Source organism: Fructobacillus pseudoficulneus, from assembly GCF_900108455.1.
GTDB lineage: Bacteria > Bacillota > Bacilli > Lactobacillales > Lactobacillaceae > Fructobacillus > Fructobacillus pseudoficulneus.
Genome location: NZ_FNWS01000002.1, coordinates 248,803 through 262,916, shown reverse-complemented (window position 1 = coordinate 262,916; position 14,114 = coordinate 248,803). Strand labels below are relative to the sequence as shown.

Sequence of the window (14,114 nt, the reverse complement as noted above, 5' to 3'; positions counted from 1 at the left end):
TAGGAAGAAATGAAACCTGTACGTAAAGCCATTATCCCGGCCGCTGGTTTGGGAACCCGTTTCTTGCCAGCCACAAAGGCCTTGGCTAAGGAAATGTTGCCAATTGTTGATACACCAACAATTGAATATATTGTTCGAGAAGCAATCGCTTCTGGAATTGAAGATATTGTCGTTGTTGACGGTAAGTCGAAGCGTTCAATTGAAGACCACTTTGATTCTAACCCTGAATTAGAAACCAATTTGCGTGAAAAGAACAAGTTGGAATTGTTGAACTTGGTAGAAGAAACTACTGACATCAACATGTACTTTATCCGGCAATCACATCCAAAGGGATTGGGTGACGCCATCTTGACTGCTAAGGACTTCATTGGTGACGAACCATTCGTTGTGTTGCTTGGTGATGACTTGATGCAAGATGAAGTACCTTTGACAAAGCAATTGATTGATCGTTACCATCAAACTGGTGAATCAACTTTGGCTGTCTTGGAAGTGCCACACGAACAAGTATCAGAATACGGTGTTATCGACCCAGCCGCTAAGGTGAAGGAAGATGGTTTGTATCGAGTAAAGTCATTTGTTGAAAAGCCACAGCCAGAAGAAGCACCTTCTGACTTGGCCATTATCGGTCGTTACTTGTTGACGCCAGAAATCTTTGAAGAATTGGAAAAGACAAAGCCTGGCAAGGGTGGTGAAATTCAATTGACTGACGCCATTGATTCATTGAACAACCGTCAACACGTCTACGCTCACGAATTTAAGGGTGATCGTTACGACATTGGTTCAAAGATTGGTTTCTTGGAAACAAATATCGAATTTGGTTTGAAACACCCACAAACAAAGGACCAACTCCGCGCTTATATCAAGGAATTGGCCGCAAAGCTTTAATAATTAAGTAACAAAACAAGAGGTGGTATACCTCTTTTTTGTTGGACAAAATTTGTTTTTGGAGTTAAAATTAACGTCATAGAAAAAAGGAGGTTCCGTTCAACATGACAGAAGAAGTCAAGCAATACGATGTGATTATCATCGGTGCCGGCCCAGCTGGTATGACTGCTGCTACTTATGCCTCACGGGCCGAATTGAGGGCTGTGATGATTGATCAGGGAATTTACGGTGGCCAAATGAATAATACGGCTGAAGTAGAAAATTATCCTGGTTACAATAGCATCATGGGACCTGATTTGGCTGAAAAAATGTATGCCTCATCAACACAGTTTGGTGCAGAGTATACATTTGGTATGATTACCGGGGTTGAGCTCTTAGATAATCAAGAGAAATTGGTCCATACGGATATGGGTGATTTTCAAGCACCGGCTTTGATTATTGCTACCGGATCAGAACACGTTCATCTCGGCGTCGACGGTGAGGAAGAATACCAAGGAAAAGGTGTTTCTTACTGTGCTGTCTGCGACGGTGCCTTCTTTAAGGGTGAGGGTGTTGCCGTTGTCGGTGGTGGTGATTCCGCCGTCGAAGAGGGCCTTTACCTTGCTGACGTTGTAAAAGATGTTACTGTTTATGTTCGTGGTGATAAGTTGAAGGCGCAACCAATTTTGCAACAACGAGCTTTTGCCAAGGATAATGTGACCTTCGTATGGAATACTGAAGTGACTGCTATTCAGGGTGATGGTGAGGCTGTTCAAAAGCTTGCCTTGCACAACAACCAGACAGGGGAAGATTCCGTTGTTGAAAAAAGTGGTATCTTTATCTACGTTGGTTTAAAGCCAAATACGCAAGTATTTACTAACCTTGGCATTACGGATGACCAAGGCTGGATTAAAACCGATGAGAAGATGGCAACAGCCGTACCAGGAATTTTTGCCGCTGGTGATGTTCGTGTTAAGGATTTACGTCAAATCACGACTGCTGTCGGGGATGGCGGCCTAGCAGGGCAAGAAGCCTATCAATTTGTATCAACACTGAAAGCCAAGTAATTGGCTTTTTTTATTTAGTTTTTTTAGACAAAATAAAAAGCCCCAACTACATTTACTGTAGTTGGGGCTTTCCGTTTATGAATTATCCTTTGACAATTTCACAGAATTCCAAGGTCACACCATCAGGGGTGCGTACGTTGAAGAACTTAATGCCATTGTCCCAGAAGGGGAGGTGCTGTACTTCTGAATCAATCAAGTCCAATCCTTGTTCTTTAGCTGCCACAAAGGCTGCATCAGCGTCAGAAGTGTTCATTGAAATGTGATTGATTGATCCTGGCTTACCAGTGCCTTCGTCTGACAACCATGTTTCAATAACAAGGTGGCCATACTTGAAGAACTTAACTGGTCCACCTTCTTGAAAGTCACCAGTCTTTTCAAAACCAATACTTGTCCAGAACTTTTCAGCTCGGTCCAAATCAGGTGTTGGAACACCAACGTGTTGAATATCATCAAAATAATCAGTAAAGGCCATAAGAGAACCCCGTCCTTTCAAATTGAAAAAAGTGTCTTAATCGACAGCAATTCCCTGGTGCTTAAGTTTGTTAAAGATATGAGTGTCTGCCCAACCAGTGATGTTTCCCTGGAAGAGGAAGGCAAAGACTGTTCCAATACCGTAGTTGGTAAAGTCAGGAACCATAATCAAGGCAATGATACCAATGATGGTAGGTGGGATATATGAAACCCACATAGCAATACCGGCATTACCCTTGAAGTACTTGAAACGAAGAACCTGCATCAAGTCATCAGCAGGGTGCAAAACGATGTTGGTCCGCTGATAAATTGAAATGGCAATCGCGATTAATGAAACACCAAAGAAGTTCAAGAAAACGTAGAAGGTAACCATTGGCCAGGTGTCAGCGACAGGCAAAATCTTTGAGAAAGTGTTTGCAAAGACTGAAATCAAGGCTGAGAAAGGTACCATAAAGGCTAAGTTTCCAAGGAAACGCTTGATGTCGATCTTGCGCTCCAAAACCATGTTCAAAATAGCGATTAACATACCAACCACGAAGAATACGAGTGATAGTGTTGTACTATTACCGTTCAATGAGTGGTTTAACCCGTTTTGGGCAGCTGTCCAATAGGCAGACCCCAAAATAGCCGGGTGGATTTTTTGACTGGTAACAATCGTTAGCACATTACCCATTGAGTTAATCACCAATGAGAAAGCGAAATAACTAAGAGCAACGGGCCAAGTGATTGTCCGTTTTGCGTTATTCATAAAATTTAGGCCTCTTCACCACCGATTTTAACAACGGCCTTAGAAACAACGCCTAAGCGACCGTTAACAAAATCGTCAACTTGGTTGTAATCCAATTCGTGTGACATCAATGGCTTAACGTTCAACTTACCAGATGAAAGCAATGCCAATGAGTCTTCGAATGCGTTAGGGTTAATGAATGAACCTTGGATAGTCAACTGCTTTTGGAAGACTTCGTAAGTGTTCATTTCGAACTTAGCGTCAGGTCCACCAACACCAAACATCAAAACTTGACCACCACGGGCAGAAGATTCGATGGCTGATTCTTGTGTTTCAGGACGACCAACGGCTTCGATAACAACGTCATATTCACCTGCAGGGATCTTGTCACCCTTTGCAGTGTTATAAGTGTTCTTAACGTTGAACAAGTCCTTGTTCATTTGCAACTTTTCGTCAACGATTCCGGCCAAGTCAACTTGGTGGATACCGTATGCTTGCAAGATTTGTACGAACAATTCACCCATGAATCCGTCACCGATAACCAAAGCCTTTTGGTATGGTGATGGCTTCAACAACTTCATACCGTGAATAGCACATGAAATTGGTTCAACGATCGCTGCTGACTTCAAGTCAACGTTGTCAGGGACAGGGTAAACAACTGATGCAGGAGCAGCGAAGTATTCTTCGAAACCACCGTCACGAGTTACACCAATAGCTGACAAGTTTTCACACAATTCAGGACGGCCAGTGTGGCAGAACTTACATTGTCCACAGTAGATGTTAGGGTCAACTGAAACGCGGTCGCCAACCTTAACGTTGGTAACGGCAGAACCGATTTCCTTAACAACACCTGAGTTTTCGTGTCCCAAAACGATTGGTGGCACAGCATCGGCTGATCCTGGTTCTCCAGCGTACAATGCGTGGTCAGTTCCACAGATACCGGCAAAGGCAGTGTGAATCAAGACTTCGTCTGGCTTCAATACTGGCTTTTCAATATCCTTTAATTCCAACTTCTTCTTATCAGTTAATACTAAGGCTTCCATGTTCTGTTTCCTCCAGTGAATAATTCCTTGTAACAACTTACACATACATAATAATATCTTCACAAACTATTGTCAATAGCAAATTCGAAAAAAATAAAAGTATTGGTAACAGTGGGGTTACATGTTGTGGTATTAATATAAGAAGTGAACAAAGAGGGTGATTTTTGAGCAGGCCTGCATCTCACTCCTCATGCTGATTATAGCGAATTGCGTTGTCGAATCTTATGATGAATCATCATAAATTTTCTGTAAACGATTTGTTATGATCAAATTGATTCGGCTTTGGCAGAAAGAATATATTTCATACAAAATTGCTAATTAAATTCTCATTAATTTTAGTAATCAAGCAGAAATAAAAGAGTAAATAGCGTATGATAGAGGTAGGTTGAGTTCGTTAATTTAACCTTAATCTAGCCGTCATAGGATAGAGAGAATCCGGATGATGGTTTCATGAGTATTTGCCGCGCGGTGATTTTGATTATTACTAAGCTGCTTATTCACTTACTCGGATAAACTTTTTAAAGGAGTACCCCGATTGTATGGTTCAATCTTTCGCCGCTGTTTCTGATTGGTTAACACACATTAGTGCTGCTAACTCTAACTTTTCTGTTGTTGAATTATCAATTTTGTTTTTTTTGATTTTGATTGAAACTGGTGGAATTGTGACGGGTTTTATCCCGGCTGACGCCTTAGTGATGACTGCGGCTGGCTTTGCTGGTCGCCATCATTCACTGGTTGAATTTGCTTTACTAGTAGTTATTTTTGCAACAGCCTCTATGATGGGAGATTCGATTAACTATTGGTTTGGTGCCTGGGTCATTCGCCAGGTTGATAAGATTCCATGGGTTGCTCGTCACCTTAATGGTGACTTTGCGGAAAAGGTTTCCAAAAACTTAAACCCACGGCGATGGTTGCTTTTCATTGTGATTGGTCGTTTCGTTCCATTTATTCGAACGATTGTGCCACTGTCCGCTCACCGTTTGCACTTACGCTTTCAAACATATTTTCGGATGTCTGTGATTGCTTCGCTTTTGTGGGCCGTCACGATGGTAACCATCGGCTACTACTTTGGCCATTTGGAATTACCAAAGTGGGTGATGGCTGTGATCATCATTGTCGTAGTAGCCTTTGTGGTGATTGTGATTCGCTCGCCACGATTTAGAGAATTAATTTTAAGTTTAATTACAAAGCCTAGTCGAGAACTAGAAAATGAAGAGGATTAATAAATGACGTATCAAGACAATTTGGCCCGGTGGCAACAAGCAAATTTGCCAAGTGACTTGGCGGAAGAACTAAAGCAATTGAGCGCCGCTGATCAAGAGGACGCTTTCTACCAAAACTTACCATTTGGAACTGCCGGAATGCGTGGACAAATGGGCGTTGGAACCAACCGAATCAACGTGGTGATGGTTGCCTTAGTAACGGAAGCCTTGGCAGCGTATATTGACCAAAATGGTGATGCGGCTAAGAAGGCCGGCGTTGTCATTGCCTTTGATTCACGCCATCATTCAGAAGAATTCGCCCAGGTGGCTAGCCAGGTGCTGTCAGCGCATGGTATCCAGGTTTACCGCTTTTCATCATTGCGTCCGACGCCTGAATTATCCTTCTCAGTGCGTCACTTGCACGCCTTTGCCGGGATTATGATTACGGCATCGCACAATCCAAAGCAGGATAATGGTTATAAGGTTTATGGCGCAGATGGGGGCCAAATGGTTCCTGAAGCTGTTCAGGCCGTGATTGACGGTATGGCCGCTGTCGAAGACGAATTTGATATTAACCGTGATGCCAGTGAAAAGTATGTCAAGGTAGTTGATGACGACTTGGACAATGCTTACTTGGCTGAAGTCAAGACGATTTCGGTTGATCACGACTTGATCAAAAAAGAGGGGGCAGACTTAAAGTTTGTTTACTCACCGTTGCATGGAACGGGTCAATACATTGGTGAAAAAGCCTTGCAGCAAGCTGGCTTTACGAACTATACAATCGTGAAGGAGCAAGCCGAATTGGATGGCGACTTCCCAACGGTAAAAAAGCCTAACCCAGAAGATCCGGCCGCATTATCATTAGCAATTGATTATGCCAAGAAGGAAGAAGCTGATTTGGTTGTTGCGACAGATCCCGATGCCGACCGCATGGGTGCTGCCGTTCGTTTGGCTGATGGTTCCTACCAAGTCTTGTCAGGAAATCAAATTGCCGGTTTGATGGTTAATTATTTGTTGGCCGCTAAAAAGAAGAATGGTACTTTGCCTGAAAATGGTGCCATTGTGACTTCAATTGTTTCCTCACGCTTTGCCAGCGAAATTGCTAAGAGTTACGGCGTGGCGACTTTGGATGTCTTGACTGGCTTTAAGTACATTGCAGCCATGATTGACCGCTTTGAAGAAAAGAAGGATTATACTTACCTCTTTGGTTTTGAAGAATCCTTTGGTTACCTAATCAAGCCTTTTGCTCACGACAAGGATGCTATCCAAGCCTTAGTGTTGTTTGCTGAAATGGCTGCCTATTACAAGGAACAAGGCTTGAGCTTTTCTGATGGTCTGAAAGCTTTGTATGATGAGCATGGTTACTTTGAGGAAAAGACGATTGCCTTTGATTTCCCAGGTGTCAATGGGCACCAAGAAATGGCGGATATGATGGCTAAGTTCCGCGGGCAAACTTTGGAAACGGTTGGTAATCAACTAGTCTTGGCAACCCAGGACTTTGCCAGCCAGACGCAAGTTGACCGGGCGGGTGCTAAGAAGACTTTGCCACAGCCAAAGGCCAATGTTTTGAAGTACTGGCTTGCTGATGGTTCTTGGATTGCATTGCGTCCTTCTGGAACGGAACCAAAGTTGAAGCTTTACATCGGGGTGGTGGCTGATTCACAGGCAGAAGCTGATCAAAAGTTAGCAATGGTCGAAGAAGTCATGTCGGCTAAGGTTAAAGCTTAAAAAGATGATAAAAAAAGCAACTCGGTTGAGTTGCTTTTTTTATGGTCAGTTTGTTGATTTAAACGCGGGAAAGTTTAGTAAAGGGCTGCTTTAAGAAAGACATTTGTAGTGGAAGATGCCCATTTTGATTCTTGCTATAATCTAGTCATAGCAAACAAGTAAAGATGGTGGCTATCCTTTATAACGGAGGAGGTGATGCTAATTGTGAAAATTGGCAATAAAAAATAACCATCTCATGCTTTGACCGGCCTGATGGTTATTAATTAGCTATAAAGGTTAGCCACCGTTTGACGGGTTTGCTAGGGTCGGCATGATTAACTGCTGGCCTTTTCTTATGGCTTTATTGTAGCATGATTTTTTTGGCAGCGAATCCTGATTAAGGAAAATAATCAAGAAAATGACTGTAGCAATCACCTTTCGATTGCCTTGATTAAAGAGAATAAACAGGCGATAATAATGATATTCCTAATTAGCATAAAAAGAGCCTGATTTACTAGTCAAAAAAACGGCCTTTACAGGTGAGGTGGATTTTTGATATACTTAACTCTGGCTATAAGCCGTAATTAACGGTAATCCGCTGTGCGTTAGTCCAAGGACAAGTGTAAGATTAGCGATTAGGAGAATGACAATGCGTCAAAATAATATTTTAGAAAAGTTAACTTCAACCCAATTGCGGACAGATATTCCTGAATTCCGCGCTGGTGATTCAGTTCGTGTCCACGCACGAATTGTTGAAGGAACTCGCGAACGTGTGCAGCTCTTTGAAGGAGTTGTTATCAAGCGTAAGGGTGCTGGTATCCAAGCAACTTACACTGTTCGTAAGATTTCTTCTGGTGTTGGTGTGGAACGTACATTCCCACTTCACTCACCACGGGTTGACAAGATCGAAGTAACTCGTTTGGGTCGTGTCCGTCGAGCAAAGTTGTACTACTTGCGTGCTTTGCAAGGCAAGGCTGCTCGTATCAAGGAACGTCGTATCGACGCCTAATGATCACGACAAAAAGCTTCCACATAGTGGGGGCTTTTTCTTTTTACCTAGATAATCAAGGAAGGGGGATGTATGGCTGAATTTTTACAGGCACGTGATGAGCGAAAAATTTTGCATGTTGATTTGGATGCGTTTTATGCCCAAGTTGAAATGCGGGACAATCCAGCTTTGAAGACAGTCCCCCTGATTATTGGTCGAGATCCCGACCAACACCACGGACATGGGGTCGTGGCAACTGCTAATTATTTAGCCAGACAGGCTGGAGTCCATTCGGCGATGGGTTCAATTGAGGCGAAGAGGGCCTGCCCGAATGCCGTTTTCGTTGCGCCTGACTTTGACAAATATCGGCAAATATCGGCGCAGATTCATGCAATTTTTGCTGAATTTACGGACGTGATGGAGCCGGTCGCATTGGATGAAGCCTATCTCGACGTGACCGCGAATCCCTTGGCTGCTACAACCTTGGCGGCCAAGTTGCGGCACCGCATTTGGCAAGAGACCAAACTGACTTGTTCGGTCGGAGTTTCCTATAATAAGGTGCTGGCCAAATTAGGATCGGAACATCATAAACCAAACGGCGTCACCGTGATTACACCAGCGGTTGCGCTGGACTTTGTGGCGGCATTGCCAATTAAAGAATTTCGTGGTGTTGGGAAAAAGGCCCAGGAGAAGTTTGAAAAGTTGGGCATCCAGACTGGGGCAGACCTGCGTGCTATGAGTCAAGACGACTTGCGGGTCCACTTTGGTTCCTTTGGTGACCAACTGTATTGGCAGGCGCGGGCGACCCACTTTGGCCAAGTGAAAGACCATCGGGTTAGGCAGTCATTGGGAAAGGAAAGCACCTTTGAATTCCCGCTGCACAACCGGGAACAGGTGCTGGCAACTTTTAAAGATTTAGCGACCAAAGTGGTGGCCAATATGGAAAAGAAACACCTGGTCGGGCGAACATTGAACATCAAGGTCCGCGACGACGATTATCAGACACAAACACGGGCGGTGACACAGTCCGTGCCCTTTAACCTGGACCCCGATTTTTTGGCCCGTAAGGCGCAATCAATTTTTGATGATTTGTACCCGGATGACTTTGCCATCCGTCTACTGGGAATTACTTTTTCAAATGTGTCGCCACAAGCCTTTCAGCCATTGTCGCTCTTTGATTTTGAGAATGACTGATTGGGCCTTGATACTTACAATCAACTGCCTAAGTAAGGTATAATGAAACCTAGTAATACATTTTTGAAAGGGCAATCATGGCCAAAATTCACGAAGATATTTTAGAACAGATTAAGCGTTATGACACGATTATTATTCACCGACACCAGCGCCCTGATCCAGATGCTTATGGATCACAGCTTGGTTTGCAAGCCATTTTAAAGGCATCATTTCCTGAAAAGAAAATTTATGCCGTTGGAAAAGAAATTCCGGGCCTAGCCTGGATTGGCGATGGCCAGCCAATTGCAGATGAAATTCCGGATGCCGCTTATAAGAAGGCCCTGGTGATTGTCTGTGATACAGCCAATGATCCACGAATTGATGACCAACGTTGGCGCAATGGCCTGGAAGTTGTTAAGATTGACCACCATCCAAACGTTGAACCTTACGGGGATTGGCAGTGGGTTGAAGATGAGACCTCAGCCACTTCTGTTTTGATTTATAAGTTTTATGAGGCATTGAAGGACCAAGGATTGAAGATGACCAAGGAAGCCGCCCGCTTCTTATACATCGGCATCATCGGTGACACCGGTCGTTTCTTGTATTCTTTGGACCAAGAGACTTTTGATGTTGCTGGTCAATTGATTAACTATGGCTTTGACTACCAAAAGGTCTACAATGCCATGACCACTTTGTCTGAAAATGCGGTTAAGTTTTCTGGGTATGTGATGCAACACACCAATGTCTTGCCATCGGGATTTGGTTACGTTGTCTTAAAGCGCGACTTGATTGACAGCTTTGATTTGGGCAATGCCGGGACTTCATTTGTTGTCTCGATTCCATCACGGATTGACCGTGTGAAGGCTTGGGCGATTTTTGAAGAGCAAGAAAACGGTGACTACCGGGTTCGCTTGCGATCACGGTCAGTGGTGATCAATACGATTGCGCAAGACTTTGATGGTGGAGGACACCCAATGGCCTCTGGAGCCTGGGCTTATAGCGAAGCGGACATTCAAAAGGTGATTGACCGAGTCGATGCTGCACTAAAAGCAGATCAAGATTAATTATTTGAAGGAAATTTTATGGTAAATTCGAACCAACAATTTGGTGAGTACAACTTAAAGCCGGCAGTTTTGTCGGCCTTAAAGAAAATTGGCTTTGACCAGCCAACACCAATTCAAGCTCGGTTAATTCCAACCATTCTTCGTGGTGGGGATGTTGTCGGGCAATCACAGACTGGATCTGGAAAGACACATACTTTCTTGGTACCAATCTTTGATCACTTGCAGCCAGAACTACAGCAGACGCAGGTGGTCATTACGACGCCATCACGGGAATTGGCAGCACAAATTGCCAAGGCGGCCCGCCAATTTGCAGAAGCAATGGAATTGGTCAAGCTTTCAATTGCTGAATACGTTGGGGGAACTGATAAGGCCCGCCAAATTCGTCAGTTGGAAAAGCACCAGGCCCAAATCGTTGTCGGAACACCCGGCCGGTTGAAGGATTTAGTGCAAAGTGGGGCCTTGGTGGTCAACCAGGTTAAGACCTTGGTTGTCGATGAGGCCGACATGACTTTGGACATGGGCTTCTTGGAAGAAGTGGACTTCTTAGCCGGAGCCATGCCAAAGGACTTGCAGACACTGGTTTTCTCGGCAACGATGCCCGAAAAGTTGAAGCCGTTTTTGAAGAAGTATTTGGATAACCCTGACTTCCAAACGATTCCAACGGAAGCAACGATTGCTGATACCATTGATAACTGGCTGGTGCCAACGAAATCAAAGGATAAGGAAGAAGTGATTGACAAATTATTGTCAATCTTCAATCCTTATTTGGCCCTGATTTTTGCTAATACCAAGGAACGGGCTAAGGAATTGGCGGCACATTTGCGCGGTCAAGGGTTGAAAGTCGCCGAAATTCATGGTGACATTCCACCGCGCGAACGGCGTCGGACGATGAAGGGGATTTTGCACCTTGATTACCAATATGTTGTGGCGACTGATTTAGCGGCCCGCGGAATCGATATTGAAGGGGTTTCGCACGTCATTAATGATGGTGTTCCCGATGAATTGGAATTCTTCGTTCACCGAGTTGGACGAACTGGACGAAACGGGATGGCCGGAACGGCCGTTACCCTTTATGGTCCTGATGAAGAAGACAAGATTGCTCAATTGGAAAACCTGGGCATCGAATTTGCCCACAAGCAAATTCGTGGGGATGAAATTGTGGCTGTCAAGGACCGGAAGGCCCGGACACAGCGACATGCAACGACCAACAAGCTTGACCCTGAAATGGTCGGGATGGTTAAGAAAAAGAAGAAAAATGTGAAGCCTGGCTACAAGCGTCAGATTAAAAATAACATCAAGCGCAAGCGCCAAATGGATCGTCGAATCGAAATGCGGCAAGAACGTCGGAATACACGTCGCCGCAATAAAGAAAGCGATTAAAATAAAGAAGCCAACGAATATTCGTTGGCTTCTTTATTTGTCTGTTTTAGTGAGGAAAAAACCGCCATACTGACTGTTGGCGGCTTTGACCTTATTGATTAAGGCTTGAGTGTTGGTCATTTTTGGTCGAATTCTTACGGTTCTTACCAAAGGCCAACAGGGAATTCGTAATTGATTGGTCAACTGAAAGTGAGTCAGCCACAATGCTTTCGGCTGGTTCGTCGAAGTCAAATTCAGTCGTTGATTCAGCTGGTTCTGCTGCCTGACTAGTTGCTTGGCTAGTTTGTCTAGTGACGGCTTCGGCAGCTTCGCTAACGGAAGTTGTTGCTGTGGTCGCGGCGAAATTTGGATTTTCATCCACGTCTTGAACAGCAATTTCTTCTGCCTGGTCTAAGAAGCGTTCGCGGAGCGAAACTTGCTCAGAAGAAGTCAGAGAAGAAATTTTGTGAGACATATCCGCTAGGATTGTAATGGTAACGGTCTGTTGACGGGCGGAAACCTGAAATGTTCCTTCTGCAACAAATTCAGATTGAATTTCCAGTTGTTGGGCTAAAAAGCCAGTTTCCAAGGAGAAGTCTGCTTGCCGGTTGGTGGCTAAACGAGCCGCCACGATTGGGCCGTCGAGCAGCCATTGTTGCTGGTCTGGACCCTGGTATTTAATCGTTAAATTACCAAAGGCAGCTTTTTTGAAAAAGTGTGGCAGGTCGGCACTGGTTTCAACAGGGAACTGACGAGCCAATTCCTTGCCGGCCCAGTACGTGATGTTAGCATAGTCATCAGTTAAGATATTGGCTAAAAGGGCATCTCGTAAAAGAAGGGGGGCGAAGGCGTCCACAGTCTGGGTTTGAACGTTTGAGTTGGCTTTTGTCATAAGTAATGATTCCTTTCTAAAAAACATTATAGCAAAAGAACGATTAAACGTGGTGAAAGGCTTGCCAATTTATTGGTAACGGTCGATAATAAAAGTTATGAAGAAAAATCAAAAAGCAATTGGCATGATGGATTCGGGGATTGGCGGTCTAACGGTCTTAAAAGCAGCCGTTCGTCAAATGCCAGCCGAATCAATCGTATATGTTGGTGACACTGCCCGGATGCCTTATGGTCCAAGAGAACCAGAGGAAGTCTTGGCCTTCACGCGGCAGATTGCCCAGTATTTAATTAAAGAACATGATATCAAGGCCTTAGCGATTGCCTGCAATACGGCGACGGCTTGTGCCTTACCGGCTTTGCAAGCCGAATTAGCGATACCTGTCATTGGTGTGATTGACTCTGGTGTTCAATCAGCCGTCTTGGCAAGTAAAACACGTAAAATTGGCGTGATTGCAACGCAGGGAACGGTTGATTCAGGCCAATATCAGGCCGAAATCAAAGCGGCTGCTCCTGATAGTCAAGTTTATGCGCAAGCAGAACCAGACTTTGTCCAATTAGTCGAGCAAAATCGGTATCAAGATGCCGATGTACCGGCTTTGGTGGCTAAGCATTTGGCACCATTGAAGCAGGCTGGGATTGATACCTTGGTTTTGGGTTGTACCCATTTTCCTTTGTTGGCTCAGTCGATTCAACAAGCACTGGGGCCAGAGGTGACTTTGGTTGATCCAGGAGTAGCGACGGCTGAAAAGCTGGCCGACTTCTTAGCCAAAAATGATTTGGCCCAGTCTGAAGAAGCAACGGCGAACTACCATTTGTACACAACTGGTGCCGTTGACACTTTCAGCACGATTGCTGAGCAGTGGTTGGGCAAGGAACACGATTGGCATTTTAGCCATCTGGATTTACCATAAACCGAAAGACGAACGGATAGAAGAAATTTAAGGGAGACATAATGCCACGCCTAATTATTGCGACGGGAAATGCTCATAAAGTTGTTGAGATTAAAGAGGCCTTAGACCAGGCCAAAATTGATTTGCAAGTATTATCCTTGAAGGACTTGGATCAGGTACCAGAAATTGTAGAAGATGGTACGACCTTTGCCGAAAATGTCCATAAGAAGACAGCCGCCTTGCAGTCAGTCTACCCGGCAGATTATATTCTGGCAGATGATTCTGGCTTGACGATTCCGGCTCTTGGTGGTGAGCCTGGCGTCTATTCGGCCCGCTATGCAGGCGACCATGATGATGCCGCGAATAATGCGAAGGTTTTGACTAAGCTCGCTGGTAAAAGCGGAACGGAACGACAAGCACATTTCACCACGGTGATGGAATTGATTGGCCCAGGGCGAGAGGATTTGGTTGTCAGTGGCCAGGTTGACGGCTTAATTACAGAGGAGCCGGCCGGAGATAATTTGTTTGGCTATGATCCAATTTTTTATTATGAACCAGCTGGTAAAACCTTTGCTCAAATGACGGTTGATGAAAAAAACCACGTGTCACATCGTGGACGAGCTTTGGAACAGTTGGTTGCCGCAATGCCCATTTGGTTAAACAAATAA

Annotated in this window: 14 protein-coding genes; 10 read left to right on the top strand and 4 right to left on the bottom strand. The window is 44.5% G+C overall.

Translation table 11 applies throughout. The features are described from left to right. Nucleotides 1-9: 9 nt before the first annotated feature. Both galU and trxB read left to right on the top strand, forming a co-directional pair. A complete protein-coding gene (gene galU / locus BLW39_RS03305) occupies nt 10-885 on the top strand; it encodes a UTP--glucose-1-phosphate uridylyltransferase GalU (RefSeq protein WP_059377706.1) in 876 nt (291 codons plus the stop codon). Between the two features lie 104 nt (nt 886-989). Beyond that, complete coding sequence (trxB, locus tag BLW39_RS03300; RefSeq protein WP_059377698.1) at nt 990-1,931, top strand: thioredoxin-disulfide reductase; 942 nt, start codon at nt 990-992, stop codon at nt 1,929-1,931. A gap of 82 nt (nt 1,932-2,013) precedes the next feature. On the opposite strand, the gene BLW39_RS03295 is transcribed toward trxB, so the two are convergent. The 3 genes from BLW39_RS03295 to BLW39_RS03285 are packed head-to-tail and all read right to left on the bottom strand — an operon-like array spanning nt 2,014 to nt 4,172. Further along, nucleotides 2,014-2,403 (bottom strand): VOC family protein, encoded by a 390-nt coding sequence (locus tag BLW39_RS03295; protein ID WP_059377696.1) that lies wholly within the window; start codon nt 2,401-2,403, stop codon nt 2,014-2,016. A 36-nt stretch (nt 2,404-2,439) separates the two neighbouring features. Then, nucleotides 2,440-3,150 carry a DUF6198 family protein gene (locus BLW39_RS03290; RefSeq protein WP_059377693.1) on the bottom strand — a complete coding sequence of 237 codons (711 nt, stop codon included), beginning with the start codon at nt 3,148-3,150 and terminating at the stop codon, nt 2,440-2,442. Between the two features lie 5 nt (nt 3,151-3,155). Further along, a complete protein-coding gene (locus tag BLW39_RS03285) occupies nt 3,156-4,172 on the bottom strand; it encodes a zinc-dependent alcohol dehydrogenase family protein (protein ID WP_059377690.1) in 1,017 nt (338 codons plus the stop codon). Between the two features lie 539 nt (nt 4,173-4,711). Between BLW39_RS03285 and BLW39_RS03280 the strand changes: the two genes are divergently transcribed. The 6 genes from BLW39_RS03280 to BLW39_RS03255 all read left to right on the top strand — a co-directional run bounded on the left by BLW39_RS03280 (nt 4,712) and on the right by BLW39_RS03255 (nt 11,686). Beyond that, nucleotides 4,712-5,395: a DedA family protein gene (locus BLW39_RS03280; protein WP_059377681.1), complete on the top strand. Its 684-nt coding sequence runs from the start codon at nt 4,712-4,714 to the stop codon at nt 5,393-5,395. A gap of 3 nt (nt 5,396-5,398) precedes the next feature. Beyond that, nucleotides 5,399-7,102 (top strand): phospho-sugar mutase, encoded by a 1,704-nt coding sequence (locus BLW39_RS03275; protein WP_059377678.1) that lies wholly within the window; start codon nt 5,399-5,401, stop codon nt 7,100-7,102. A gap of 628 nt (nt 7,103-7,730) precedes the next feature. Beyond that, nucleotides 7,731-8,090 (top strand): 50S ribosomal protein L19, encoded by a 360-nt coding sequence (gene rplS / locus BLW39_RS03270; RefSeq protein WP_059377671.1) that lies wholly within the window; start codon nt 7,731-7,733, stop codon nt 8,088-8,090. Between the two features lie 72 nt (nt 8,091-8,162). Beyond that, nucleotides 8,163-9,263 carry a DNA polymerase IV gene (gene dinB, locus BLW39_RS03265; RefSeq protein ID WP_059377669.1) on the top strand — a complete coding sequence of 367 codons (1,101 nt, stop codon included), beginning with the start codon at nt 8,163-8,165 and terminating at the stop codon, nt 9,261-9,263. Between the two features lie 77 nt (nt 9,264-9,340). Next, the gene (locus BLW39_RS03260) at nt 9,341-10,306 is read left to right on the top strand and encodes a DHH family phosphoesterase (RefSeq protein WP_059377666.1); all 966 of its coding nucleotides are present in this window, start codon (nt 9,341-9,343) and stop codon (nt 10,304-10,306) included. An 18-nt stretch (nt 10,307-10,324) separates the two neighbouring features. Beyond that, nucleotides 10,325-11,686 (top strand): DEAD/DEAH box helicase, encoded by a 1,362-nt coding sequence (locus BLW39_RS03255; protein ID WP_059377663.1) that lies wholly within the window; start codon nt 10,325-10,327, stop codon nt 11,684-11,686. 91 nt (nt 11,687-11,777) lie between these two features. On the opposite strand, the gene BLW39_RS03250 is transcribed toward BLW39_RS03255, so the two are convergent. Next, the gene (locus BLW39_RS03250) at nt 11,778-12,557 is read right to left on the bottom strand and encodes a YslB family protein (RefSeq protein WP_074717745.1); all 780 of its coding nucleotides are present in this window, start codon (nt 12,555-12,557) and stop codon (nt 11,778-11,780) included. A gap of 97 nt (nt 12,558-12,654) precedes the next feature. On the opposite strand from BLW39_RS03250, the gene murI reads away from it, so the two are divergent. Both murI and BLW39_RS03240 read left to right on the top strand, forming a co-directional pair. Further along, complete coding sequence (gene murI / locus BLW39_RS03245; protein ID WP_059377658.1) at nt 12,655-13,467, top strand: glutamate racemase; 813 nt, start codon at nt 12,655-12,657, stop codon at nt 13,465-13,467. A 41-nt stretch (nt 13,468-13,508) separates the two neighbouring features. Further along, entirely contained in the window at nt 13,509-14,114 is a 606-nt protein-coding gene (locus BLW39_RS03240) for an XTP/dITP diphosphatase (RefSeq protein WP_059377653.1), read from the top strand.